The sequence below is a fragment of the Pseudomonas sp. Tn43 genome (assembly GCF_014192635.1).
Taxonomy (GTDB): Bacteria; Pseudomonadota; Gammaproteobacteria; order Pseudomonadales; family Pseudomonadaceae; genus Aquipseudomonas.
Genome location: NZ_JACHYG010000002.1, coordinates 189,696 through 214,634, shown reverse-complemented (window position 1 = coordinate 214,634; position 24,939 = coordinate 189,696). Strand labels below are relative to the sequence as shown.

General features: G+C 59.5%; 20 protein-coding genes and 1 tRNA gene. 9 read left to right on the top strand and 12 right to left on the bottom strand.

From position 1 onward, the window contains the following. Positions 1–192: 192 nt before the first annotated feature. Positions 193–699, top strand: a complete 507-nt coding sequence (locus FHW68_RS05270; RefSeq protein ID WP_183679181.1) for a sigma-70 family RNA polymerase sigma factor — start codon at positions 193–195, stop codon at positions 697–699. Continuing rightward, positions 696–1,448, top strand: coding sequence for an anti-sigma factor (locus FHW68_RS05265; protein WP_183679179.1), 753 nt, complete (start codon positions 696–698; stop codon positions 1,446–1,448). The genes FHW68_RS05270 and FHW68_RS05265 overlap by 4 nt, the downstream gene beginning before the upstream one ends. 136 nt (positions 1,449–1,584) lie before the next feature. On the opposite strand, the gene FHW68_RS27195 is transcribed toward FHW68_RS05265, so the two are convergent. Then, entirely contained in the window at positions 1,585–1,719 is a 135-nt protein-coding gene (locus FHW68_RS27195; protein WP_256582813.1) for a hypothetical protein, read from the bottom strand. On the opposite strand from FHW68_RS27195, the gene FHW68_RS05260 reads away from it, so the two are divergent. After that, complete coding sequence (locus FHW68_RS05260) at positions 1,718–3,019, top strand: protein kinase (protein ID WP_183679177.1); 1,302 nt, start codon at positions 1,718–1,720, stop codon at positions 3,017–3,019. The two genes, FHW68_RS27195 and FHW68_RS05260, sit on opposite strands and share 2 nt — an antisense overlap. Positions 3,020–3,211: 192 nt before the next feature. Here FHW68_RS05260 and FHW68_RS05255 read toward each other — a convergent pair whose 3' ends face one another. Continuing rightward, positions 3,212–3,916, bottom strand: a complete 705-nt coding sequence (locus FHW68_RS05255) for a YebC/PmpR family DNA-binding transcriptional regulator (protein ID WP_095631600.1) — start codon at positions 3,914–3,916, stop codon at positions 3,212–3,214. A 233-nt stretch (positions 3,917–4,149) separates the two neighbouring features. On the opposite strand from FHW68_RS05255, the gene FHW68_RS05250 reads away from it, so the two are divergent. Continuing rightward, positions 4,150–5,574 carry a type VI secretion system Vgr family protein gene (locus FHW68_RS05250; protein WP_183679175.1) on the top strand — a complete coding sequence of 475 codons (1,425 nt, stop codon included), beginning with the start codon at positions 4,150–4,152 and terminating at the stop codon, positions 5,572–5,574. 3 nt (positions 5,575–5,577) lie between these two features. Here the strand turns inward: FHW68_RS05250 and FHW68_RS05245 are convergent, their stop codons facing one another. Next, a complete protein-coding gene (locus FHW68_RS05245) occupies positions 5,578–6,969 on the bottom strand; it encodes an FAD-dependent oxidoreductase (protein ID WP_183679173.1) in 1,392 nt (463 codons plus the stop codon). An 11-nt stretch (positions 6,970–6,980) separates the two neighbouring features. Then, a complete protein-coding gene (locus tag FHW68_RS05240) occupies positions 6,981–8,306 on the bottom strand; it encodes an MFS transporter (RefSeq protein ID WP_183679171.1) in 1,326 nt (441 codons plus the stop codon). Between the two features lie 278 nt (positions 8,307–8,584). On the opposite strand from FHW68_RS05240, the gene FHW68_RS05235 reads away from it, so the two are divergent. Then, positions 8,585–9,457 (top strand): LysR family transcriptional regulator, encoded by an 873-nt coding sequence (locus tag FHW68_RS05235; protein WP_183679169.1) that lies wholly within the window; start codon positions 8,585–8,587, stop codon positions 9,455–9,457. Positions 9,458–9,566: 109 nt separating this feature from the next. Here the strand turns inward: FHW68_RS05235 and FHW68_RS05230 are convergent, their stop codons facing one another. Continuing rightward, complete coding sequence (locus FHW68_RS05230) at positions 9,567–10,433, bottom strand: LysR substrate-binding domain-containing protein (protein WP_183679167.1); 867 nt, start codon at positions 10,431–10,433, stop codon at positions 9,567–9,569. 113 nt (positions 10,434–10,546) lie between these two features. Between FHW68_RS05230 and FHW68_RS05225 the strand changes: the two genes are divergently transcribed. Together FHW68_RS05225 and phnX are read left to right on the top strand one after the other, a co-directional pair. Continuing rightward, positions 10,547–11,656, top strand: a complete 1,110-nt coding sequence (locus tag FHW68_RS05225; protein ID WP_183679165.1) for a 2-aminoethylphosphonate--pyruvate transaminase — start codon at positions 10,547–10,549, stop codon at positions 11,654–11,656. A gap of 121 nt (positions 11,657–11,777) precedes the next feature. Continuing rightward, positions 11,778–12,605, top strand: a complete 828-nt coding sequence (gene phnX / locus FHW68_RS05220) for a phosphonoacetaldehyde hydrolase (protein WP_095631607.1) — start codon at positions 11,778–11,780, stop codon at positions 12,603–12,605. Positions 12,606–12,720: 115 nt separating this feature from the next. On the opposite strand, the gene FHW68_RS05215 is transcribed toward phnX, so the two are convergent. Both FHW68_RS05215 and FHW68_RS05210 read right to left on the bottom strand, forming a co-directional pair. After that, positions 12,721–13,635 (bottom strand): 1-aminocyclopropane-1-carboxylate deaminase/D-cysteine desulfhydrase, encoded by a 915-nt coding sequence (locus tag FHW68_RS05215; protein ID WP_183679163.1) that lies wholly within the window; start codon positions 13,633–13,635, stop codon positions 12,721–12,723. A gap of 172 nt (positions 13,636–13,807) precedes the next feature. Continuing rightward, on the bottom strand, positions 13,808–15,847 hold the full coding sequence (locus FHW68_RS05210; RefSeq protein ID WP_183679161.1) for an FAD-dependent oxidoreductase: 2,040 nt from the start codon (positions 15,845–15,847) through the stop codon (positions 13,808–13,810). Between the two features lie 209 nt (positions 15,848–16,056). Between FHW68_RS05210 and FHW68_RS05205 the strand changes: the two genes are divergently transcribed. Beyond that, complete coding sequence (locus tag FHW68_RS05205; protein WP_183679159.1) at positions 16,057–17,187, top strand: nitrilase-related carbon-nitrogen hydrolase; 1,131 nt, start codon at positions 16,057–16,059, stop codon at positions 17,185–17,187. A 3-nt stretch (positions 17,188–17,190) separates the two neighbouring features. Continuing rightward, positions 17,191–18,231, top strand: coding sequence for an AraC family transcriptional regulator (locus FHW68_RS05200; protein ID WP_183679157.1), 1,041 nt, complete (start codon positions 17,191–17,193; stop codon positions 18,229–18,231). Between the two features lie 424 nt (positions 18,232–18,655). On the opposite strand, the gene FHW68_RS05195 is transcribed toward FHW68_RS05200, so the two are convergent. The 5 genes from FHW68_RS05195 to lon all read right to left on the bottom strand — a co-directional run bounded on the left by FHW68_RS05195 (position 18,656) and on the right by lon (position 24,688). Beyond that, complete coding sequence (locus FHW68_RS05195; RefSeq protein ID WP_095631613.1) at positions 18,656–19,534, bottom strand: DUF2242 domain-containing protein; 879 nt, start codon at positions 19,532–19,534, stop codon at positions 18,656–18,658. Positions 19,535–19,767: 233 nt separating this feature from the next. Further along, positions 19,768–21,639 carry a SurA N-terminal domain-containing protein gene (locus FHW68_RS05190; RefSeq protein ID WP_183679155.1) on the bottom strand — a complete coding sequence of 624 codons (1,872 nt, stop codon included), beginning with the start codon at positions 21,637–21,639 and terminating at the stop codon, positions 19,768–19,770. Between the two features lie 102 nt (positions 21,640–21,741). Beyond that, a tRNA-Asp gene (locus tag FHW68_RS05185) sits at positions 21,742–21,818 on the bottom strand. 53 nt (positions 21,819–21,871) lie between these two features. After that, a complete protein-coding gene (locus tag FHW68_RS05180) occupies positions 21,872–22,144 on the bottom strand; it encodes an HU family DNA-binding protein (RefSeq protein WP_002552737.1) in 273 nt (90 codons plus the stop codon). 147 nt (positions 22,145–22,291) lie between these two features. Further along, positions 22,292–24,688 (bottom strand): endopeptidase La, encoded by a 2,397-nt coding sequence (gene lon, locus FHW68_RS05175; protein ID WP_095631615.1) that lies wholly within the window; start codon positions 24,686–24,688, stop codon positions 22,292–22,294. Between the last annotated feature and the right edge of the window lie 251 nt (positions 24,689–24,939).

Here is a 24,939-nt window from a genome sequence, read left to right as displayed (position 1 = left end):
CGCAGCCTGGTTAGTAAGCTGGGCTGATTGCCTGTGCGCTGCATGGTTGAGCCACGAAGTTCGATGCCATTACATGGATTACAAATCCATCAGAAATCTCCTACAAAATTTTCTTTCAGAGGGAATAACCTGCTGCGGCCGGCGTCCTTCTTTTCAGTGCCCATCATCACCGCCAGAGAACACGCTTTTTCCATGAACAACCTCGACGGACATTTGCGTGAAATCATTCCCAGGCTGCGGCGTTTCGCCGTATCGCTGACGCGCAACCCCAGCAGCGCCGACGATCTGGTGCAAGCCAGTCTTGAACGGGCGCTGTCGAATTGGGACAGCAAACGTCCCGAGGGCGACTTGCGCGCCTGGCTGTTTGCAATTCTTTATCGGCAGTTTCTGGACGCCCGTCGCCGCTCCCGACGTTATGCACGCATGCTCGATTTTTTTACCGGAGGTGACGATGCGCAGCCTTCGGTAGAACGTACGGTGATTGCCCAATCGACCCTGCAAGCGTTCGATCGACTCAACACCGAGCAGCGTGCATTGCTGCTCTGGGTGTCGGTGGAAGGCTTGAGTTACAAGGAGGTCGCCGAGATTCTCGAGGTTCCCATCGGCACCGTGATGTCGCGTCTGTCCCGCGCACGTCAGGCCTTGCGCCAGCTCAGCGACGGCGAAATCGCTCCCCCTTCTCTGCGGAGACTCAAATGATCAGCATGCCTCCCAGTGAATGCGACCTGCACGCCTACATCGATCACCAACTCAGCGACGCCGACCGCCATCGGGTGGAGATTTATCTGGCCGGCAATCCCGAGGTGGCGGCGCAAGTTCGCGCCTGGCAACACGATGCCCAACAATTGCGCGCAGCCCTGAGCGGCGCCTTGCAACAACCGGCCAACCCGCAACTCGACCCGGCGATGATTCGCCAGCGAGTCGCACGCCAGTCGCGCCGCCATCTGGCCAGCGCCGCGGTGTTGCTGATGGCGGTCAGTGTCGGCGGACTGGGCGGTTGGCAGGCGCGACAAATGACCCTGGTCAGCACCTCCCTGCCGATGACCGATGCCATGCAGGCCTACCGATTGATTGCCCAGCAAGGCATCCTGCCGGCGGACTACAAAGTCAGCGATGACGGCGATATGCAGGGCTGGCTCGACCGGTATTTCAGTCAGGCGCAACGCCTGCCAAACCTGACCGCTTCTGGATACACACCCGTCAGCGGACGGTTGCTCAGCACTGAACAAGGGCCGGCGGCGATGGTGGTTTATGAAAATCAGAGCGGCCATAAAGTCAGCTTCTACGTCCGTCCACCCGGGCCGAAAAACTTCCTCCTGCCTCGGGGGAGCCGCAACGATGGTGAGTTGCAGGCCGAGTATTGGTCGGGGGCCGGTTACAACTACGCGATGGTCAGCCCGAGTGATACACCGGCGGCGCAGATGCTCAAGCAAACTGCGCAGTTCTGATCACCACCATTCCCCTGTGTGCGAGCCTGCTCGCGATGAGGCCGGTACACTCAACATTCAATGTCGACTGATACACCGCCATCGCGAGCAGGCTCGCACACATTGGGTCCGTCCTAACCACCGACAAGACCCGTGGTCAGGTCGAGGCGATGAAGCAGTATCTGACGACTGCGATCGCGATCGACGAGGCCAAGCCCGACTTTCCCGCTATCATGTCGCCCATTTTCAGGGCCACCAGGCCCTTCTCCTGATCAATAGCGAACTTGCCCATGGATACCCTCGCCCAACTGCGCGCCGGCCAATTGTCGGGCATCACCCGTCTGGACCTGGCCTGCGGCCTGACAGAATTCCCCCGGGAAATCTTCGACCTGGCGGACTCGCTGGAAGTGCTCAACCTCAGCGGCAATGCCTTGCGCAGCCTGCCGGATGATTTGCATCGCCTGACCCGGCTGCGCGTGCTGTTCTGCTCGGACAACCTGTTTACCGAACTGCCCGCCTGCCTCGGTCAATGCGCCGCGCTGACGATGATCGGTTTCAAGGCCAACGCCATCGAAAATGTGCCCGGCGCCGCCCTGCCGCCACTGCTGCGCTGGCTGATCCTGACTGACAACCGCCTCACGAGCCTGCCGACTGAACTGGGTGAACGCCCGCATCTGCAAAAGCTCATGCTCGCCGGCAACCGGTTACAGCGTTTGCCCGAAAGCCTGAGCCAGTGCCATCGACTCGAACTGATCCGTATCGCCGCCAATCAGCTCACCGAACTCCCCGAATGGCTGCTGACCCTGCCGAGCCTGACTTGGCTGGCGTATGCCGGTAACCCGCTGGAAACCGAAGCCGATGCGGCGGCGCTTGAAGCCACGGCGAGCATTTCATGGTCGGGGCTGAGCCTGGAGAAGAAACTGGGTGAAGGCGCGTCCGGAGTCATTTATCAGGCGTTGTGGGAACAAACCAGACATGTCGCGGTAAAACTCTACAAAGGCGAAATGACCAGCGATGGCTCACCGCTGCATGAGATGAATGCCTGCATCACCGCCGGCTTGCACCCCAATCTGATCCGGGTCGAGGGCCGAATTGTCGATCACCCGCAGCAAACGGCCGGGCTGGTGATGCAATTGATCGATCCGAGTTACCGCAACCTGGCCGGGCTGCCGAGCCTGGCGTCCTGCACCCGCGACGTCTACGCCGACGATACCCGGTTCAGCGCTGGCGTGGCGTTGCGCATCGCCAGTGGCATTGCTTCAGTGGCTGAACATTTGCACCGCCAAGGCATCACTCATGGCGACCTCTATGCTCACAACATCCTGTGGAATGAACACGGTGATTGCCTGTTGGGGGATTTTGGCGCGGCATCGTTCCATGCCACCGCAGACAGCCTTGAAAGCCGCGCGCTGCAACGGATCGAAGTGCGGGCGTTCGGGGTTTTGCTGGGGGAATTGCTGGCGCGGATCGACTCGGGGTTAAACGAAGATCAGCGGGTCGCGTTAGAGGATTTACAGCAGCGCTGCTGTCAGCCGGATGTGCTGGCGCGGCCGGGGTTCAGTGAGGTTGTGCGGGAGTTGAATGGTTTCTGACCGCAAAACATACTGTTTGGACCGGGGACATGGTGGACCTGTGGCGAGGGGGCTTGCCCCCGTTGGGTTGCGAAGCGCCCCCAAAAGCGACGGCTGCTGCGCAACCGAACGGGGGCAAGCCCCCTCGCCACAGGCAAGCCCCCTCGCCACAAGGCCCTCGCCACAAGTCAGACCACAAACTGTCGGGACCGCTTAACCCGCCAACCCGACAAACATGTCCTGCACGTCATCGTGGTTATCGAGGCCTTCGAGGAAGGCTTCGACTTCTGCCATCTGCTCATCGCTCAAGCCACTGACCGGGTTCTTCGGCTGGTAGCCCAACTTGGCCGACAATACGGTGAAACCCTGCTCAGGCAGCGCTTTCTGGACCGCATCCAGGTCCGCAGGTTCGGTCAGGAACAGCGTCGCGCCGTCTTCGCCTGGCTCGAAATCCTGGGCACCGGCTTCGATCGCGGCCACTTCCGGATCGGCGTCCGGGCTGTCCGGGGACGCCTCGATCATGCCGACGTGGTTGAAGTCCCAGGCCACCGAACCGGAAGCGCCCAACTGGCCCTTGCGGAAGGCGACGCGGATTTCAGCGACGGTGCGGTTGATGTTGTCAGTCACGCATTCAACGATCAGCGGCACCTGATGCGGTGCGAACCCTTCATACGTCACACGATGGTACTGCACGGTTTCGCCGAGCTGGCCGGAGCCTTTCTTGATCGCGCGTTCCAGGGTTTCGCGGGGCATCGAGGCTTTTTTCGCCTGTTCGACCACCAGACGCAGGTGTGCGTTGGTGGCGGTATCGGCACCGTTGCGCGCAGCAATGGTGATTTCTTTCACCAGTTTGCCGAAGATCTTGCCCTTGGCGTTGGCTGCCGCTTCTTTGTGTTTAACCTTCCACTGTGCGCCCATTACTCACTCTCTTGATCTGTGGCGCCGAGACATCTATTGGCCGACGCATGGCGCAAGTTTATACGGCCTAAAGATGCCAATCGACCAAAAATTCCAGGATCTTCGCCTCGTCACGCATCGACATCTTCACCAGTGTTTGTAGGGCGATTCTGAAAAGTCGATTTGCGGTGACGCTTCAGGGCTGTGGTTTCGTACCCTCTGCGCCCCATCCTCCCCTGGCAGAAGCGCGTTTGATGCACAACGATAAGGAAAGCCCCTTTACCCTGACACTGCTCGACGGCGGTTTGAGTTTGCAGGTGTTGCAGTTCAGCGGCCGTGAAGGTCTCAACCAGCCCTATCGATTCGACATCGACGTGATCGGCTTCGCACCGCCGATGCACCTCGACCAATGGCTGCAACAACCGGCGTTTTTGCGGCTGGCGGATGACCAGGGCATTCACGGCGTGATCCACAGCGTCAGTCGCGAACATCGCGGCCCGCACCGGGTCGGCTATTCCCTGGTGCTGACGCCCCGTCTGCAACACTTGGATCGACACTGTTCGCGTCGGGTGTTTCATCGTCTCAGCGTCCCCGCAATCGTGCGTCAATTGCTGGAGGAGCATCAATTACCCGAACACAGCTACCGTTTCGAACTGGCAAACGGCTGCTACCCGCCCCGGCCTTTTTGTATTCAGTACGATGAAAGCGATCTGGCTTTCCTGCAGCGGCTATGCGAAGAAGAAGGCATCCACTATCACTTCGAACATCAGCCCGACGGACACCTGCTGGTGCTGGCCGATGACAGCTTGAGTTTCCCCCAGGAGCCATTATTGATGCCGTTCCAGGACGACACATTCAATGGCGCCGGGTTGCCGGTGATCAGCGAACTGTTCCAGCGCCATGAGCTGACCCCCGCCCCGGCGCGATGGGACGCCAGAAACCGCGGCGCGCCGGTGATCGGCGATGGCGCGGCGAATCACATGCTCGCCAGAACGGGCCCGGTAACGGCACGTCCAGCACCCGCGCAGCTTCATCAAGACCAGCTCAGCCGCCGACGCCTGGAACGCCTGCGTTGCCCGCAACGGCAGATCCACGGCCAAAGCAACCAGAGCGAATTGTGCAGTGGACGGATCCTGCAAGTGGCGCAGCATCCGCTTTCCAGTTTCAACGATCAGTGGTTGCTCACCGATATCCGGCACCATGGGCAGCAGCCCTCGATTCTCGCCCAGGATCAGCCCGACAAGGGGCGGCACTACAGCAATCAATTCACAGCCATCCCTTGGTCAACAGTCTTCAGGCCGGCACTTAAACAGATCAAGCCGAGTATTCCAGGCTATCAGACCGCCCGAGTGCTCGGCCTCGCCGGGCAACCGGCGGCACTCGATGACCAAGGCCGGATACAGGTCAGGCTATGGCCGACGCCAACGTTGGAGACGGATGAAGCGGCCGGTCTCTGGCTACCGGTCGCCCTGACAACGCCGAACGGTCGGATCGATCCGGACAGACTGCCCACGGCCGGCACCGACGTATTGATCAGTTTTCTGGACAGCGATCCGGACAGGCCGGTGCTGTGTGCCGGCATGGGCCATCCGAAGCCTTCCCGGCCTGCTCCCGAGCCGCGCCGCGATGGCCGCCTGCTGCTCGATTGGCTGGTCAACCGCCCGGATCTCGCACCTTGAGTTTCACCCCTTGTCGGCCTTGCCCGCAACCGCGGCAAATTTGGCGAGCCGCACATCGAGGTGCCGTGGTCGGCGCCCATGATCCTCGGCGCGTTCCTTGCGGCGGATGGCGTTGCGCACCATCAATGAGCCGAGGTAGCGGATCGGCTCGGGCGGAAAAAAGCCCAACGGGCCATTCACCAAAGGCGAACGCGTCCAGGCGTTGTCCAGCCCCAGCACCATTGAGGCAAGAATCTGCCCGCCCATATGGCAAGGCCCGACGCCACTGCCGGAATAACCGAAACCGTAGAACACATTGCCGCTGGCGCTCATCTGGCCGAAGAACGGTAAACCGGTAACAGAACGATCCGAAGGCCCGTTCCAGGTGGCCTCGACCTTGACCTTGGCGAACGCCGGGAAGAACTCGCTCAGGCTGTGCTGCAGCAAGCCGGCATAAGGCGATGGCTGATCGAACACCGGCAGCATTCGACCACCGTAGGCGAAGGTATTGCCACCCTTGCCGAGCATGATTCGACCGTCCGGGGTGTTGTGGTAGTAGTGCACGAAAATCCGCGAATCAAGCACTGTCACGCCGCTGGTCAAACCGATCTCGTGGAGCAAATCCGGCCGTGGCTCGGTGATCAGCATGTCGCTGGAAACAATCGCCACACTGCGTTCGAACTGTGGAAACGCCCGGGCCATCCAGGCATTCATCGCCAGCACCACCCGGTCGGCGCGGACTGTGCCATGGGGAGTTTTAATCTGCGCAGGCTTACCCTCCAACAAGCCGGTCATCGCCGTGTTTTCATGAATCCTCACTCCCAGCTGCAAGGCCACCCGACGCAAGCCGCGCACCAGTTTACCCGGCTGAATACTCGCAGCAGCCGGAGAAAACCAGCCTTCCAGGTGTTTACCGGAACCGGCCATTCGCTGTACATCCGCTAATGGTCGCTGGGTGAAAGAGTTGATGCCGTTGCGCTCCAGCGCGGCAATCACCGCGTCGGTCGAGCCGCATTGGGCGTGGTTGGTGGCGGTGTAGAGCGTGCCGTCGAGACGGTAATCGGCGTCCACCGCGTACTGTTCGCAGAAGGCGCCGATGGCGTGGATGCTGCGCTCGGATTCCTTGACCAGCCGCACCGCCTCCTCGACGCCGAACAACCGCTCCAGGGTGAAATACCTGGCCGACCAGGACAGCGCACAACCACCGTTGCGTCCACTGGCACCGGCACCGCAGATGTCTGCTTCGATCAGCAGCACGTCCAGTTCGGGGTGCTGCTGCTTGAGCATGATGGCGGTCCACAAGCCGGTGTAGCCGCCACCGACAATACAGACGTCGGTGCGGGTATTACCGGATAAAGGTTCGCACGGCGCGCAGGACTCGGCCGCCAGCGCCTGTTCCAGCCAGTAAGGTCTCATGGGGGTAATCCTTATGTACGCAGGGGTTTTACGGTTATCGGTTGGTTAGGCACAAAGGCTGTTTCGGCCCGCAGACCCGCCGGACGACTGTTCCAGTGAGGAATCAACACCAGCGCTGAAAACAACGCGCAACCGGCAAAAACGATGAATACCGTGACCGAGTCGAAGTAACCTGGCAGCAGCCCGCCGAGAATCGCCCCAACCGAGCCGCAACCGTTGACGAATCCCGCTGCCGTGGCACCGGCCTTGGCGGTGCCGAAATCGATGGCCGCCGCGCCGCTGATCATCGAATCCGGCCCGTACAGGGTCAGGCCCATGACGAACAGCAGCGCCACCACCAGCAACACGCTGCCGGTATGCAACGCGCCCATGAACAGCGCCAGGGAAACCGTGAGCGCCAACAAGCTCAATACACAGGCCGGCATGCGTCGGGCACCGAACAGTTTGTCTGAGGCAAGGCCCAGCAGGATCGGCCCGAGCAACCCGGCCAGTTCGAACGCGGTAGGGATGATCGCTGCGCCGACCTTGCCCACTGTGGGCATTTGCTCGAAAACGATCACCGGCCCCCACAGCAGAATCGCGTAGCGCGCCGGTTTCAACAGAAAGTACGCCAGCCCCAGCACCAACACCGTGCGATTGCGCAGGATTTCACGCAGCGGCTCCAGAACGCTGATCTTGCTTTGAGCGTGCGCCTCTTTGGCGGTTAATGCAGGTTCCGGCTCCACCGCCGGCAAGCCGACGTCTTCCGGTTTGTTGCGTTGAAAAATAAAAAACAGCACGGCGACCAGCCCAACCACCGCCGCACTGGAAATGAACGCCGCCTGCCAGGTGCCGATCAGCGTGTACGCCCACCAGCCTGCAAACGGCGATGCCACCAGCCCGCCAAAGGCGTAGCAGGAGCTCCATAAACCCAACACTCGCCCACGTTGCTCGGCGGGAAAGAAACTGCCGATGTTCTTGCACAACCCCGACCATCCGGTGGACTGCGCCAGCCCTTGAATCAGCATGCACGTGGCGAAAATCGGCAATGTGGCAAAGCTGCCCATCACCAGCGCGGCTATCGCGGAAATCAGCAATCCGCCGAGCACCACGACCCGTGGCCCGAAGCGGTCGGCCAGGATGCCCCAGGTGAATTGCCCGATGGCGTAAGCCGCCAGGTAGATGGCGTCCAGATTGGCCATGGCCATTTTGTCGAGAGTGAACGTAGGGTCTTCGGCGATCCCCAGTTTGGCCACGGAAAAGGCTTTACGGGTGAAATAGAACGCCGCATACGCGAGCCAGGTAATGGCGAAAATCTGCACGCGCCAACGCTTGATGGTACCGATGGAACTGTTCATTGTGGTTCTGACCTCGGGGGTGAGTGTGCCGGCAGAATTGGAAGAAAACGCCTGTGTTTTTATTGTTGAGCACTGCGATATCACCCGTTCCCTGAGGCGATACCGGTCAGATGAGTCCTGCTGATTGCACGCACAGGCTCATGGCCGCCGGTGCTGTTTCGACTGAGCAGTCACCGGGGCTGAAGCGGATAAAAACAATTACTGATTAATAAGTGAAATCGATTTATCGTATTTCCAATATAAGCTCAGCTTGTTACTGGCCGTTACTGGAGAGTTCGATGTCGGTATCCCACGCCCAGCTCAAAGCCTTCCACGCCGTAGCGGTCCACGGAAGCTTTACCAAGGCCGCCGAGCGGCTGTTTCTGACGCAACCAGCGATTTCCGATCAAGTGCGCAAGCTTGAAGAGCGTTTCGGTGTGTTGCTGTTCCACCGCAACAAGCGCTCCGTGCGCCTGACTGATCTGGGCGAGCGCCTGTTGAGCATCACCCAGCGGCTGTTCGTCATCGAAGCCGAGGCCCAGGAGTTGCTTCACGCCTCTCAGGCGTTGCAGACCGGCAGCCTGATTCTGGCGGTGGATGCGCCGGTGCATGTGTTGCCGCAAATCGCGCGGTTCTGCGAGCGCTACCCCGGCATCAGCGTGAAAATCGAAACCGGCAACACCGACGAATCGCTGTTTCGGCTGTTCAACTACCAGGCCGATCTGGCCCTGTTGGGCCGCGATGTCAGCGACGAACGTTTGCTCTCGTTGCCGCTGCGCAATGACCCGATGGTGGCGTTCGTTTCACGCCATCATCCATGGGCCGATCGTGAGTCCATCTGCCTGGCGGACCTGGACGACACACCGCTGGTGCTGCGGGAAATCGGCTCGGTGACACGGCAAACCCTGGAAGAAGAAATGGCCCGGGCGGGGTTGCGCATCCGTCCGGCGATTGAAGTCGAAGGCCGGGAAGCGGCGCGCGAGGCAGTGGTGGTCGGGATTGGTGTGGGGGTGGTGTCGGCCGCGGAATTCGGCGCGGATTCGCGAGTGTGCGCATTGCCGATTACCGATTGCACACGGCGGCTGACGGAAACGCTGGTGTGCTTGCGCGAGCAGAGTTCGCGGCGAGTGGTGGCGACGTTTCTGGAGATGGTTCACGAAAGCTTGAGTTGATACACGGTCCCCCGTAGGAGCTGCCGAAGGCTGCGATCTTTTGATTTGGCTTTTAAATGCGAAGATCAAAAGATCGCAGCCTTCGGCAGCTCCTACGGGGGCTCCACGATCAATTCGGATAGGGCGCCAACCCGAAAAACGCCTGTATCAACCGCAAATCCCGCCGTCGCTCCATGCACCCGATCATGTGCCGATTGATCAGACCTTCGCCAATCATCGGTACTGCCGCCACTCGCGGGTCATGGCTGACTTCCACCGACGACACAATCCCCACGCCCAGTTCGGCGGCTACGGCCTCGGTCACCGCCTCGCGGCTGTCCAGCTCCAGCAACACCCGTGGATTGACCTTGGCCTGAGCGCAGGCATCGTCGAATGTGCGTCGGGTAATCGAACCCGGTTCACGCAAGACCATGATCACCTGGTCCAGATCCTTGAGCGGCACTCCTTTCGATTTCTGCGACCACGGATGACCTGCGGGCACCAACGCACAAATCCTCGACTCGCTCAGCGCTTGCAAGTGCAGCCCCTTGCGCGGCTCGACCTCGGTCAGCACCGCCACGTCGGCATGCTCGGACAGCAACGCCGCCAATGTTTCCTGGGCATTGCCCAACCGCAGGTTCACGGTGATCCCCGGATAACGCGCACGCAGACTGGCAAGCATCGGCATGACCATGTGCGGCCCATCCGCCGCCACTTCCAGGCGCCCGGTGAGCAACTGCCGGTTGGCTTCCAGCATCACTTGGGCCTCTTCGGCCAGCCCAAACATCGCACGGGTGATGGCCGCCAGTTTGGTGCCCTCCTCCGTCAACTCGACGCGCCGCGCGGTGCGGCGCAACAAGGTGATCTGGTAGTGCTCCTCCAGCGCCTTGATGTGCCCGGTGACGGCCGGTTGGCTGATAAACAGGCGCTCGGCGGCGCGAGTGAAGCTGCCTTCGCGGGCCACGGCATCGAAGGCGCGCAGCTGGAACAGATTCATGAATAACCCTCACTGATGGCTGGCATAACAACAAACAATTTGATTGATAGCTCACCGAATTGCAATTTATGTCCCGTAGCTTCATCCCACTGAGCTTTTGCGAGGACACAAGAATGAGTACTGCCGAGCCCATCCTGCTCACCCCCGGCCCATTGACCACATCGAGCCGCACCCGTCAGGCAATGATGGTCGACTGGGGGTCATGGGATGACCGCTTCAATCAATTGACTGCCAGCCTCTGTGAACAATTGCTGGCGATCATCAACGGCGCTGACAGCCATCACTGTGTGCCGTTGCAAGGCAGCGGCACGTTCGCGGTCGAAGCGGCCATCGGCACATTGGTGCCTCGCGACGGTAAGGTTCTGGTGCTGATCAACGGCGCCTACGGCAAACGCCTGGCGAAAATCTGCGAAGTGCTCGGCCGTTCGTTCAGCACGTTCGAAACCGCCGAAGACGAACCGACCACCGCCGCCGACGTCGACCGCCTGCTGCGTGCCGATGCCAGCATCACCCACGTTGCGCTGATTCACTGCGAAACCAGCACCGGCATTCTCAATCCGCTGGCGGACATCGCCCACGTCATCGAGCAACACGGCAAACGCCTGATCATCGACGCCATGAGCTCGTTTGGCGCCCTGCCGATTGACGCCCAAGATGTGCCGTTCGACGCATTGATCGCTGCCTCGGGCAAATGCCTGGAAGGCGTCCCGGGGATGGGCTTCGTTTTTGCTCGCAAAGAAGCGCTGGCCAGTGCCGCTGGCAATTCGCATTCACTGGCGATGGACTTGTTCGACCAGCACACCTACATGGCCAAGACCGGCCAATGGCGCTTCACCCCGCCGACCCACGTGGTCGCTGCACTGCACGAAGCGCTGCTGCAATACAACGAAGAAGGCGGCTTGCCCGCTCGGCATCAGCGCTACGCCAATAACTGCCAGGTGCTGCTCGAGGAAATGGCCAGATTAGGGCTGCGCAGCTTCCTGCCCGCCGCGATCCAGGCACCGATCATCGTTACCTTCCACGCGCCGAAAGACCCGCGCTATCAGTTCAAGGAATTCTACGAGCGGGTCAAGGCCAAGGGTTTCATCCTCTACCCCGGCAAACTGACCCAGGTCGAAACCTTCCGCGTCGGCTGCATCGGCCACGTCAACCAGGCCGAAATGCACGCCGCAGTGGCGGCGGTCGCCGAGGTGCTGCGCGAGATGGAAGTCATCGACATCTAAACCACACCACCGTCCTCTGTAGGAGCGAGGCTTGCCCGCGAATGCAGACGACACGGTCCGTCAGTTAAACCGAATTATCGTTCTTCGCGGGCAAGCCTCGCTCCTACACGGGATCATTTACATGAACTACACCAACCCAACCAAACTCCAGGCCGCCATCCTCGACTGGGCCGGCACCGTGGTCGACTTCGGTTCCTTCGCCCCGACGCAGATTTTCGTTGAAGCCTTTGCCGAGTTCGACGTGCAGGTCTCTATCGAAGAAGCTCGCGGGCCGATGGGCATGGGCAAGTGGGACCACATTCGTACCCTGTGCGATCAACCGCAAGTCGCCGAGCGTTACCGCAATGTGTTCGGTCGTACCCCGACCGACGATGACGTCACCGCCATCTATCAACGCTTCATGCCGCTGCAGATCGAAAAAATCGCCGAACACTCGGCCCTGATTCCCGGCGCCCTGGACACCATCGCCAACCTGCGTCAGCAAGGGATCAAGATCGGTTCATGCTCCGGCTACCCGAAACAGGTCATGGACAAAGTCGTCGAACTGGCCGCCACCAACGGCTATGTCGCCGATCACGTAGTCGCCACCGACGAAGTGCCCAACGGTCGCCCTTGGCCGGCTCAGGCACTGGCCAACGTGATCGCCCTGGGCATCGACGACGTCGCGGCCTGCGTGAAGATCGACGACACGGTGCCGGGCATTCTCGAAGGGCGACGCGCCGGCATGTGGACCGTGGCGTTGATCTGTTCCGGCAACGCGCTGGGCCTGGACTACGAAGGCTATCGCGCCCTGGGCAGCGATAAACTGGCCAGCGAACGCAAGCGCATTCACGCGATGTTCGAAGGCTCGCGGCCACACTACATGATCGACACCATCACCGACTTGCCCCAGGTAATTGCCGACATCAACAAGCGCCTGGCCAACGGCGAGATGCCGCAAACCAATTGATTGCATCGCTCTGCTCACAAAAAAGCGCCAGCTCATTTGACGGAACTGGCGCTTTTTTGTGATTCAGAGCATTGAACAGCCCGTCGGTCTCAGGCCCCCTCACCACAAAGGTGTGTCAACTGAACCCCCGGCGCCCCTGCAAGCCACCGGTGTGGATGAAGATCAGGCGCGTGCCCCGGGCAAATTTACCGGCCTCGATTTGTTGCTTGAGCGCCAGCAGCGCTTTGCCGGTGTACAGCGGCTCGAGAGGAATGCCACTGGCCTGTTCAGTTTGCGCGATGAACTCGAGTAACAGCGGATCGACTTTGGCAAAACCACCACGGCTGGTGTCGAACAATTCATAAGCCGTCGTCAACAATTGCGCCTCGTGCAGAATCGATTCGACCTGCTGCGCCACACCATGATCGTCAGGCACCGCCAGTGCGCCATACACCGGATGTTCGCCCGCCTCGGCCAGCACCAGGCCGGCCAGAGTGGTGCCCGTTCCACAGGCCAGCCACCAGCCGTCGTAATGGCTCCAGCCCAAAGCACTCAGTTGCTCGCAGGCCATCTCCTTGAGCCGCCTGCAGCCCTTCGCCCCAGGCAAACCGCCGCCACCTTCCGGCACTGGATGCAGCTGGGGGTATTGCTCCCGCCAAGGCTGCCAGAAGCCCGGTTCATGGCGCGCGCGATAACCGCCATAACCCAACCAGTGCAAGTGCATGCCGAATGCCTGCAAGTCCTTTACCGTCGCAGTGTCATGCGGATGCCCACGCAGCAGGCCGACCGTGGTGAAACCGAAGCGTTTGCCCGCTGCGGCCAATGCATGGAGATGGTTGGAATGGGCCCCGCCCAGGCTGATGATGCCTTGGGCACCCGCCCGGTCGGCGGCTTTGAGGTGTTCAATGAGTTTGAACCACTTGTTGCCGCTGATCAGCGGGTCGATCCGGTCCAGACGCAAGATCGCGACGTCGATGCCGGCAGTGGTGAGCCAGTCGAGGTGAAGGGGCTCGAGGGGGGCTTGGGGTAGCCAGTCTGGTGGGGAAAGCATTGATGCCGGCTCGATGTAAAGAGCCGGCATCTTAGCAGCAGACAGGACGCCTTCGCGGCAAGCCTCGCTCCTACAAGCTTCAGGCTGCTCACCCCATGGTGCTTTAACTCGAAACCTGTAGGAGCGAGGCTTGCCCGCGAAGGCCATTGGCAAGCTAAGCCTGCCTACGCCATTACAACTCAGCCGCCAACCGCGAACCCTGATTGATCGCGCGTTTGGCATCCAGCTCCGCCGCCACATCCGCGCCACCGATCAAATGCACATTCTGCCCGGCCGCAACCAGGCCTTCCTGCAATTCACGCAATGGATCCTGCCCGGCGCAGATGACGATGTTATCCACCGCCAGCACCTGCGGTTCGCCGCTTTCACCGATGCGGATGTGCAGGCCTTCATCGTCGATCTTCAGGTACTCGACGCTGTTGAGCATCTGCACCTGCTTGTTCTTGAGGCCGGTGCGGTGAATCCAGCCAGTGGTTTTGCCCAAGCCGTCGCCGACCTTGGATGTCTTGCGTTGCAACAGGAACACTTCACGGGCCGGCGCATGGGGCTCAGCCTTGATCCCCGCAACACCGCCGCGCGCTTGAAGGTGTGTGTCGATGCCCCACTCTTTCCAGAACGCTTCCCGGTCCTGACTGGTGGCCACGCCCTGATGCACAAGGAACTCCGACACGTCGAAACCGATACCGCCAGCGCCGATCACCGCGACGCGTTTGCCCACCGGTTTTCGCTCCAGGATCACGTCCAGGTAGCTCAGCACCTTGGTGTGCTCGACGCCCGGAATCGCCGGCACCCGAGGCGCAATGCCGGTCGCCAGGATGATCTCGTCGTAACCGCCCTCGACCAGCTTCGCCACATCCACACGGGTATTCAGGCACAGCTCGACGTTGGTGGTCTGCAACTTGCGGTTGAAATAGCGCAGGGTTTCGAAGAATTCTTCCTTGCCCGGCACACGCTTGGCGATGTTGAACTGGCCGCCGATTTCGCAGGCCGAATCGAATAACGTCACCTGATGACCACGTTCGGCGGCCACAGTGGCGGCAGACAAACCGGCGGGACCGGCCCCGACCACAGCGATTTTCTTGATCTGCTGCACCGGCAGATAATTGAGTTCGGTTTCATGACAAGCCCGCGGGTTCACCAGGCAACTGGTCAACTTGCCGCCAAAAGTGTGATCCAGGCATGCCTGGTTGCAGCCGATGCAGGTGTTGATTTCATCGCCACGACCGGCCGCGGCTTTGTTGACGAAATCCGGGTCGGCGAGGAACGGCCTGGCCATGGACACCATGTCGGCATCGCCGTCGGCCAGGATCTGTTCAGCGACTTCCGGGGTGTTGATGCGGTTGGTGGTGATCAGCGGAATGTTCACTGAACCGCGCAGTTTGGCCGTGACCTTGCTGAACGCCGCACGCGGCACTTTGGTGGCGATGGTCGGAATCCGCGCTTCGTGCCAGCCGATACCGGTGTTGATGATCGTCGCACCGGCCTGCTCGATCGCCTTGGCCAATTGCACGATCTCTTCCCAGCTGCTGCCCCCTTCCACCAGGTCGAGCATCGACAGGCGGAAGATAATGATGAAATTCGGGCCGACCGCTTCGCGCACCCGACGGACGATTTCCACCGGCAGGCGCATGCGGTTTTCGTAAGCGCCGCCCCAGCGGTCAGTGCGATGGTTGGTGTGAGCCGCGAGAAACTGATTAATGAAATAACCTTCGGAGCCCATGATCTCGACGCCGTCATACTCGGCTTTCTGTGCCAGGGTCGAGCAAGTGACGAAATCGCCGATCTGTTTCTCGATGCCTTCCTCGTCCAGCTCTTTAGGCTTGAACGGATTGATCGGCGCCTGGATCGCGCTTGGAGCCACTTGTTTGGGGCTGTAGGCATAACGCCCGGCATGAAGAATCTGCATGCAGATCTTGCCGCCCGCCTCGTGCACCGCGCGGGTGACGATCCGGTGCTTGAGCGCCTCTTCCTCGGTGGTCAGCTTGGCCGCGCCGGAGTAAACCCCGCCCTCATCGTTCGGGCCGATACCGCCGGTGACCATCAGGCCAACGCCGCCACGGGCACGCTCGGCGAAGTAGGCGGCCATACGCTCGAAGCCGCCGGGCTTTTCCTCAAGGCCGGTGTGCATCGAGCCCATCAAGGTGCGGTTGCGCAACGTGGTAAAACCCAGGTCCAGCGGGGCCAACAGGTGCGGGTAATGAGCGGCGGCCATCGGTAACTCCACAACGAGCGATCACGGAAAAAATGCAGGAACTCTGCGGCTCCCATCAGTCATGTTCGACAGACTAAGAGTCGCACCGCTGTCACTCAATGACCGTAACTGACAACTTATTGATCCAAATGTGCAGCGCCCCTTGGCAAGCGCGGGCATGGGCCCTACCCTAGTCGCGAACCCTGTACACGGCCGCTGACTGTTTCCCCATGCGCAAATTTTTGTACCTGACCCTCCCCATGGCGTTGATCGCCGCCTTCACGACCTACGCCATGTGGGCCGCGGATCGTCCGATGGGTCATTACCTGTCTGATTTGCGCATCAGTCTCGCGGTCGATCAGGGCACTCCCGCCAATCGCGGCAACCTGTTGGGTATCCAGCCCGAGCTGTTCCCCACCGACTACCAAAGCCCCGAGCGCTTGCACCGCAAGCTCGCAGCTTACTTGCAGAAGGCTCAGGATCAGGGCTTGCTCAATGAAAAGACCATCGTCGTACTGCCCGAACATATCGGTACCTGGCTGATGATCAGTGGCGAAAAAGATGAGTTGTACCAGGCCACCACGCTCAAGGAAGCGATGAACTGGCTGGCGGTGAGCAACCCGTTGCAGTTCCTCCGCGCCCTGATCAGTGCCGAGGGCGGCAACCGTCTCGACGACGCGCACCTGCGGATGAAAGCCAGGAAAATGGCCAGGAATTACCAGGCGCTGTTCGGCGGCCTGGCGAAAGAATTCAACGTGACCCTGGTGGCCGGTTCCATCGTGCTACCCGAACCGAGTGTCAGCGACGGCACCCTGAAGATTGGTCGCGGAGCCCTGTACAACAGCAGCGTCGTGTTCGGTCGCGACGGTTTGCCGATCGGCCAGCCGCAGCGGCAAATGCACCCGACTTTCGCTGGGCACGGCACTGTCGAAGCCAATTCCGAGCACACGATCAACGTCGTCGAAACACCGGCCGGACGCTTGGGCGTGCTGATCGGCAGTGACAGTTGGTATCCGGACAACTATCGCAAACTCGACAATCAAAGTGCCCAACTGGTAGCGGTCCCGGCGTTCGTCGTCGGGCGCGGGTCCTGGGATCAACCATGGCCCGGTTACAAAGGCCAGCCCGCACCGAGCGCTGTCAGCCTCAAGGCTGGCGAACTCAGTGAAGCTCAGGCCTGGCATCGGTTGACGCTGATTGCCCAACCGTCCGGCAGCCAGACCATCGCCGGCATGAGCGTGTTCCTGCGTGGTCAGTTCTGGGACAAGGGCAGCGCCGGTCAAAGCTTCCTCAGCAGCAACGGGCAGCAGTTTGCCGACGGCAATGCCCGGGGCGCACGTTTGCTGAACCTTTGGCTGTAGGCGATGAAACCACAACCGATGCGCCTCGGGGATTTGTCGGTAGGCTTCGTCCATAGCCTGGCTGACGCCGTGCGCAGCCATGGACTGGACCCTCAACCGCTGCTCGAACAGTACGGCCTCGACGCCGCGCGACTGGCCGAGGCCGGCGCCCGTCTCTCGATCCCCCGCTACATGCGCCTGGGTCACGGGGCCATCCAGCTGACTGACGACCCGGCACTGGGTTTGCGCATGGGCCAGCTGAGCCGCCTGAGCCAGGCTGGCCTGGCCGGAGTCACCGCCGCACAGGCTCCCACCGTGCGAGAAGCAGCGCGCTGCCTGATTCGTTTCGAAGCGTTGTACGGCTCCAACTATCGCGGCCAATCGAGCTTTCATGAAGACGCCCACGGCGCCTGGTTGCGGTTCTATTCGATCACCCCCTACAACGCCTATAACCGCTTCGTAGTGGATTCGATCATCGCCGGCTGGTTGCATCAATTGTCCAGCGTAAGCCCTGCCCCGCTGCATGCTGAACGGATCGAGATCGAGTTTGAAGCACCGGATTACCGCGAGGCCTACGCCGTATTGGGGAATTGTCCGATTCAGTTTGGCGCCGAACAGAATCAACTGCGCCTGAACCTGGACAGCCTGGCCCAGCGAAATCCGCAGCACTGCCCCAGTACCTGGCGGCACCTGCTGCAACTGTGTGAACGGGAACTGGAACAACTGACACGCACCCGCAGCCTGCGCGAACGCATCACTCAGCTACTGGGGCCGTTGCTCAATGGGGGTCGGGAACCCGACCTGGAAGAAGTGGCGGCACGCCTGAAGCTGCCGACCTGGACCTTGCGTCGCAAACTCGCCGAGGAAGGCACGCAATTTCGCGCCATTCTCAACGACACACGCCGCGACCTCGCCATGACTTACATCCGCGACACCGAACTGGCGTTCGGGGAAATCGCCTACCTGCTGGGTTTTGCCTCAGCGGAAGCCTTTCAACGGGCTTTCAAACGCTGGAACGGCCAGACCCCCGGCGAGTTTCGTCGCAGTCATCGCCAGTCCGAGTAAGGTTAGGGGGCGTGCACGCTTCTCACGCCTGCCCTGCACAACAGCAGACCCGGCGCGGCGGGGACACTCATTGAGAACGTCCTCTAAAGCTCGGTAGCGTCTTCGGCCGGCTCCAGCGGGTCCAGTTCGTACGCCTGGTATTCGAGCAGTTCTTCTTGATAATCGTCCATTATTAAACCCCCATCGCTTGCTGAAAAAATCGTCTGAATAAATGACCAGTGCCCTGAGCATAAAGTGCCCGCATGAAAGAAAAATGACACGGGCATGACACCAGGGCGCTCTCAATAAAACGTAGCAGGTGGTCAGGAATTTATCACAGGATTTTTTCGATACGAGCGGTAGGAATACAGCTCGATTTGATGTGGATCAATCTTGGAACTGTTACCGGATCGGCGTCGTCTGACCCGACCCGTAACATCGTCCTTTACTGACCCGAGACAGGCAGGGCCAAAATCGGCTCGGTCGGTGCTGGCAGGTTGCTTGAATCCGCCGGTGGAGCCACTGTTTCGATGGACGAAGTCGGGTCGCTGCTTTGCACCGGGGTAATCGGCGCCGTTTCAGCAGGTGGCACAACAGGCTCTGAACTGGCTGGAGTGGTTTCGGCAGGTGCAGGTTCAGTTGCCGGCACTGGAGCAGGTTCAGCTGCCGGCGCAGGAGCAGGAGCAGGCGCCGGTTCTGCCGCCGGGGTCGGTGCCGACTGAGCCGGCGCTGCCTTGACTTCAGGGACACCCAGATCAGTCTTCGGTTTCTCGGTAATGTGCGCCGCCTTCTTCGCTTCCGGCGGCAGGAACAATTCGACCAGGGCAAAGAAACGCTCGTAGAACTTGGCCGAGGACACGGTTTCACTGGCGACCTTGACCATCGAGTCGTCGGACGAGCCGATCGGCATCGATACCGAGCCCAGCACACCAACACCGAGGCTGGCGGAGTTGTTGGTCTTTTTCAACGCATAACGGTCCTGCAGGGCGTTAGCGAACATGGTCGAGTGGTGACCCTCGCTGCCATCATCGGCACAGACCACGTTGAAGCTGATCTCCATGTGGGTATCGCCAGTCTGCTGGAAACTCTTGTGACCGCTGACCAGCTTCGGATCGCTACTGGTGATGATGTAACCCTGGCTGAGCAAAGCCCGACGGGCGGCCTCGCAGGTTTGCTTATCGGTCACCGGGTAATTGCGCGAAAACGTTCCGGAATCGTCGAAGTTCTCATGCTCGTAGATGGCGGCTTTCTTTGATGAACAACCGGCAGCGGCGGCCAGCACCACGGCCAGCCCCACAACCCGCATGGGAATTGATCTAAACATTGAACATCCTGAGGCAAACGGTTCGGGTCGTATTGTGCAACAGATCGATGCTTAGCGTCGCACCGTTTAGTGTCTTGAAACAGTTACAAGTCTACTGACTGTCATTGACAGGAAAAAGTCCCGTTCGCACGGAGGTCAAGAATCGCAGCCTGCGACCCTTTGATCCTCGCCCATAAAAAAACCCCGGCTGTCAGGCCAGGGTTTTTTCATGTGGCAGGAAACTCAGCCAAGCATCAGAAACGCTTGATCTCAGCCTCGCTTTCCAACAGCTTGCGGTAAGCCGCGAAGTCTTGCTGGCCAATGCGCGAGGCGAGGAAGCGACGGTACTGGACCTTCTCTTCTTCGGTCGGCGCCGCAGCTTCGTTCACGGCATTCAGACGCACGATCACCAGGCTACCATCGGCCAAGGTCACGCTGCTGAAAGTCGGCTTGTCTTTGGAGACAGGCTTGGGCATGCGGAACAGCGCTTGCAGCACGGTTGGGTCGATCCCTTCCTGAGCGCGAGTCGCAGCTTGAGTCACTTTCCAGCTCTGGCCTTCGATCGCCTGGTCCAGTGCAGTCTTGCCATCGCGCAGGCTGACGATCAGTTGATCAGCCTTGGTCTTGGCGGCAGCACTGGCATGCTCCTTGGTCAACTGCGTACGGATGCTGGCAGCCACGCTTTCCAGCGGCAGTTGCTCAGGCTTGCGGTGTTCCTTGACGCGCAGCACGATCACCGTTTCGGGGTCCAGCTCGATGGCGGTGCTGTTGGCACCTTCATCCAGTACTTCAGGACTGAACGCAGCGGTCACTACGGCACGGTTGGCCGCAATACCTTCGCCACCTTCCCGGCCGAATGGCGCGGATGTGAGGACAGTCAGCTTCAGGTCTTGTGCCGGCTGGGCCAGATCGGAGGCTTCGAACGACGAGTCTTCCAATTGCTTGGTCGCCTCGACGAAACGCTGCTCGACCTGCTGGGTCTTGAGCTCGCGGGTCAGCTTGTCTTTCAGGCTGGCAAACGTCGGGACTTCAGGGGCTTCAACGCCCAGCAGCTTGATCAGGTGAAAACCGAAGTCAGTACGAACCGGCTCCGAAACCTGATCCTTGGCCAATGAATACAGGGCTTTTTCGAACGCTGGATCGTAGACGCCTGGACCGGCATAACCGAGGTCACCGCCATTGTTCGCCGAACCAGGATCCTGGGAGAACTCCTTGGCCAGAGCCTCGAATTTCTCGCCTTTGGCCAGACGCGCCTGCACTTCTTCGATTTTGGCCTTGGCTTGCGCCTCGGTCACCTTATCGTTCACTTCGACCAGAATATGCGCAGCCCGGCGTTGCTCCGACAGGTTCGCGATTTCTTTCTGATACGCCGCTTGCAGGTCTTCGTCCTTGACGCTGACCTGATCAAAGAAAGAGGCTTTCTTCAATTCGAGGTAGTCGATGACCACCTGATCCGGCGTCATGAATTCCTTGGCGTGTTCGTCGTAGTAGGCTTTGACTTCTTCGTCAGTCAGTTTCACCGCCGCAGGATCCGCCTTGACGTTCAAGGTGGCGAAATCGCGGGTCTGTTTTTCCAGACGAGCGAAGGCCAGAACCTGTGCATCGGTGACAAAACCGCTACCGGCCAAGCCAGCGCGAAGCTGACCGATCAGCATCTCCTGAGCCAGCATCTGGCGAAATTGCATACGGCTATAGCCCAGTTGACGGATCACCTGATCGAAGCGATCGGCGTTGAACTTGCCATCCACCTGGAATTCAGGCGTTTGCAGGATCACCTGATCCAAAGCCGCTTCGGAGAAAGCGAATTTCGATTTTTCCGCGCCTTGCAGCAGCAGTTTGCGATCGATCAGGCCTTTGAGGGCCGACTCGCGCAGCATTTTTTCATCGAGCAAGGAAGCATCGAAATCCTTGCCAAGCTGTTGCATGAGCTGACGGCGTTGCATATCAACCGCCTGATTCAGCTCGTTTTGACTGATTTCTTCACCATTGACCTTGGCCGCGTCCTGGCTGTTGGTCGTCGCCTGGAAAATGGCCTCGATACCGGTGAAAGCCATCAGTACAACGATGATCCCGATAATGGTCTTGGCAATCCAGCCTTGTGAATTGTCCCTGATATTCTGCAGCATGCGTCCCCCAGAAACGGTTGAACTTCAAAATTAGGCAACCGTGGAGCGTGGGTAGAATCCGGATAGAAGAAAGGCGCATCCGAGGATGCGCCTTCTCGTAACTGGCGGAGCGGACGGGACTCGAACCCGCGACCCCCGGCGTGACAGGCCGGTATTCTAACCGACTGAACTACCGCTCCGCTGCCAAGTCAGGAATGACCCCGACCCGGATAGGCAAAAACCTGAATCGAACTTAGTTGACAGCTTCTTTCAGTGCTTTACCGGCTTTGAAACCTGGTTTTTTGGCGGCGGCGATTTCCAGCGTCTTGCCAGTCTGTGGGTTACGACCGATGCGAGCTGGACGATCAGTTACGGAGAAGGTACCGAAACCAACCAGAACAACAGAGTCGCCAGCCTTGAGAGCGCCAGTGACGGATTCGATTACAGCGTCCAGCGCACGGCCAGCAGCAGCTTTCGGGATATCAGCGGATGCAGCGATAGCATCAATCAGTTCCGACTTGTTCACTCTAAGTCCCCTTATATCTATTTGAGTTTGATTCTAAGTTTTTGGTGAAAGCAAAAAACGAGTGCTGAATGGCCTACAGACACTTAAGAGCCGCTTTATAACAAGGGCTCTAAAAAACTGTCAACAAGCCCCCCAGGCAAATGCGTACTAATGCGTGCTAATTCTTTCCTTAGAGTCAGTCTCGCGTTTTTCATCCTTTGCAACGATCTCCGGAACCACATCCGGCAAGGGCTCCGGCGCGTATTGCAGCGCAATTTGCAGGACCTCGTCAATCCATTTAACGGGTTTAATCTGTAGATCTTGCTTGATATTGTCAGGAATTTCCTTCAAATCGCGCACGTTCTCTTCAGGAATGATCACTGTCTTGATTCCGCCACGGTGAGCAGCCAGCAGTTTTTCTTTCAAACCACCAATCGCCAGCACCTGACCACGCAAGGTAATTTCGCCGGTCATGGCAACATCTGCGCGCACAGGAATGCCAGTCAATGCAGAGACCAGGGCCGTGCACATGCCCACACCGGCGCTAGGGCCATCTTTGGGCGTTGCCCCTTCCGGCATATGAATGTGAGTGTCGCGCTTCTCATGGAAGTCCAGGGGAATCCCCAGGCTCTTCGCACGACTGCGAACAACGGTCAGTGCTGCAGTGATCGATTCGACCATCACGTCACCCAGAGAACCGGTTTTGATCAGCTGGCCTTTGCCCGGCACGACCGCGGCTTCGATGGTCAACAACTCGCCACCGACCTGCGTCCATGCCAAGCCTGTAACCTGGCCGATCTGATCTTGCGATTCAGCCAGACCGTAACGGAATTTGCGCACGCCCAGGAAGTGTTCGAGCATGTCGGCAGTGACTTTCACCGAGAAGCGTTTTTCCATTGCATGCTCTTTGACTGCCTTGCGGCAGACCTTGGCAATCTGGCGCTCCAGCCCACGTACACCAGCTTCGCGGGTGTAGTAGCGGATGATGTCGCGGATCGCTTCGGCGTCGAATTCCAGCTCGCCTTTCTTCAGACCGTTGGCCGCAATCTGCTTCGGCGAAAGATATTTGACAGCGATGTTGATCTTCTCGTCTTCGGTGTAGCCCGGCAGACGAATCACTTCCATCCGGTCCAGCAGCGCAGGCGGGATGTTCATGGAGTTGGAGGTGCACAGGAACATCACATCAGACAGGTCGTAATCGACCTCCAGATAGTGATCGTTGAAGTTGTGGTTCTGCTCGGGATCAAGTACTTCCAGCAACGCCGATGCCGGATCGCCACGCATGTCACTGCCCATTTTGTCGATTTCATCGAGCAGGAACAGCGGGTTGCGGACCCCCACCTTTGTCATCTTTTGAATCAATCTTCCTGGCATCGAACCGATGTAAGTCCGGCGATGACCGCGAATTTCAGCTTCATCGCGCACACCGCCGAGGGCCATGCGCACGAATTTTCGGTTGGTGGCATGGGCAATCGACTCCGCCAGGGAAGTTTTACCCACCCCCGGAGGACCGACCAGGCACAACACCGGACCACGTATCTTCTTCACCCGCTTCTGCACGGCGAGGTATTCGAGAATCCGCTCTTTGACTTCTTCCAGACCGTAGTGGTCTGCATCGAGAATGTCTTCGGCACGGGCAAGGTCCAGGCGCACTTTGCTCTGGGCCTTCCAAGGCACTTGAACCAGCCAGTCGATGTACGAACGCACCACCGTCGCTTCCGCGGACATGGGCGACATTTGCTTGAGCTTGTTCAGTTCGGCCTGAGCCTTGGCTAATGCGTCTTTCGGTAGGCCGGCGGCATCGATACGCTTTTTCAGCTCCTCGATTTCGTTGTGGCCTTCGTCGCTGTCGCCCAGCTCTTTCTGAATGGCCTTCATCTGCTCATTCAAGTAGTACTCGCGCTGGCTGCGCTCCATTTGCTTTTTAACGCGGCCGCGAATGCGTTTTTCGACTTGCAGCAGATCGATCTCGGCATCCAGCAACGCCAGTACGTGCTCGACCCGGGCGGACAAATCGATGATTTCGAGAATTTCCTGCTTCTGCTCGATTTTCAGGGCCATGTGCGCGGCCATGGTATCGACCAAGCGGCCTGGCTCGTCGATGCTGTTAAGCGACGACAGGACTTCAGCGGGGACTTTCTTGCCCAGCTGCACATATTGTTCGAATTGAGCCAACAGGCTGCGGACGAACACTTCCGACTCGCGCTCAGGCGCGTCCGCTTCGTCGATCAGCGAGACTTCGGCGCGGCAGTGGCCGTCGACTTCGCTGAAGCGCTCCACGGCGCCCCGCTGCTCGCCCTCGACAAGAACCTTGACTGTGCCGTCAGGCAGCTTGAGCAGCTGCAGAACAGTAGCGATGGTACCTACGCGATAAAGTGCTTCTTCACCGGGATCGTCATCAGCAGGATTTCGCTGAGCCAGCAGAAGGATCTGCTTGTCGCCCGTCATCGCAGCCTCGAGGGCTTCGATGGATTTCTCGCGCCCCACGAACAGCGGGATTACCATGTGCGGATAAACCACGACATCACGCAATGGCAGGAGAGGCAATTCGATGGTTGTCTTCATGATTTCGCCTCTACGGCGGCCATAAGGCCGTAAACAGATGGAAGTAAGCTTGAAACCAAGATGGGGGCTGTTTTCAAAAAAAACAAGCGGATAAAAAAACCACTTTAAAGATCGCTGCTTACGTTAGCGCCTGCATGGTCCAAAAAAATCAGGTTCGGTGGCCCTGTCGCCTTCGCAGCGGGCGGCGATCCGACAAGCCAGCTCCCACAATAACAAAGGGGCCCGAAGGCCCCTTCTTTATTTCAGCAGTG

Coding starts and splice junctions, on each gene's coding strand:
- FHW68_RS05270 (WP_183679181.1), top strand. CDS start 193: ATGAACAACCTCGACGGACATTTGCGTGAAATCATTCCCAGGCTGCGG.
- FHW68_RS05265 (WP_183679179.1), top strand. CDS start 696: ATGATCAGCATGCCTCCCAGTGAATGCGACCTGCACGCCTACATCGAT.
- FHW68_RS05260 (WP_183679177.1), top strand. CDS start 1,718: ATGGATACCCTCGCCCAACTGCGCGCCGGCCAATTGTCGGGCATCACC.
- FHW68_RS27195 (WP_256582813.1), bottom strand. CDS start 1,719: ATGGGCAAGTTCGCTATTGATCAGGAGAAGGGCCTGGTGGCCCTGAAA.
- FHW68_RS05255 (WP_095631600.1), bottom strand. CDS start 3,916: ATGGGCGCACAGTGGAAGGTTAAACACAAAGAAGCGGCAGCCAACGCC.
- FHW68_RS05250 (WP_183679175.1), top strand. CDS start 4,150: ATGCACAACGATAAGGAAAGCCCCTTTACCCTGACACTGCTCGACGGC.
- FHW68_RS05245 (WP_183679173.1), bottom strand. CDS start 6,969: ATGAGACCTTACTGGCTGGAACAGGCGCTGGCGGCCGAGTCCTGCGCG.
- FHW68_RS05240 (WP_183679171.1), bottom strand. CDS start 8,306: ATGAACAGTTCCATCGGTACCATCAAGCGTTGGCGCGTGCAGATTTTC.
- FHW68_RS05235 (WP_183679169.1), top strand. CDS start 8,585: ATGTCGGTATCCCACGCCCAGCTCAAAGCCTTCCACGCCGTAGCGGTC.
- FHW68_RS05230 (WP_183679167.1), bottom strand. CDS start 10,433: ATGAATCTGTTCCAGCTGCGCGCCTTCGATGCCGTGGCCCGCGAAGGC.
- FHW68_RS05225 (WP_183679165.1), top strand. CDS start 10,547: ATGAGTACTGCCGAGCCCATCCTGCTCACCCCCGGCCCATTGACCACA.
- phnX (WP_095631607.1), top strand. CDS start 11,778: ATGAACTACACCAACCCAACCAAACTCCAGGCCGCCATCCTCGACTGG.
- FHW68_RS05215 (WP_183679163.1), bottom strand. CDS start 13,635: ATGCTTTCCCCACCAGACTGGCTACCCCAAGCCCCCCTCGAGCCCCTT.
- FHW68_RS05210 (WP_183679161.1), bottom strand. CDS start 15,847: ATGGCCGCCGCTCATTACCCGCACCTGTTGGCCCCGCTGGACCTGGGT.
- FHW68_RS05205 (WP_183679159.1), top strand. CDS start 16,057: ATGCGCAAATTTTTGTACCTGACCCTCCCCATGGCGTTGATCGCCGCC.
- FHW68_RS05200 (WP_183679157.1), top strand. CDS start 17,191: ATGAAACCACAACCGATGCGCCTCGGGGATTTGTCGGTAGGCTTCGTC.
- FHW68_RS05195 (WP_095631613.1), bottom strand. CDS start 19,534: ATGTTTAGATCAATTCCCATGCGGGTTGTGGGGCTGGCCGTGGTGCTG.
- FHW68_RS05190 (WP_183679155.1), bottom strand. CDS start 21,639: ATGCTGCAGAATATCAGGGACAATTCACAAGGCTGGATTGCCAAGACC.
- lon (WP_095631615.1), bottom strand. CDS start 24,688: ATGAAGACAACCATCGAATTGCCTCTCCTGCCATTGCGTGATGTCGTG.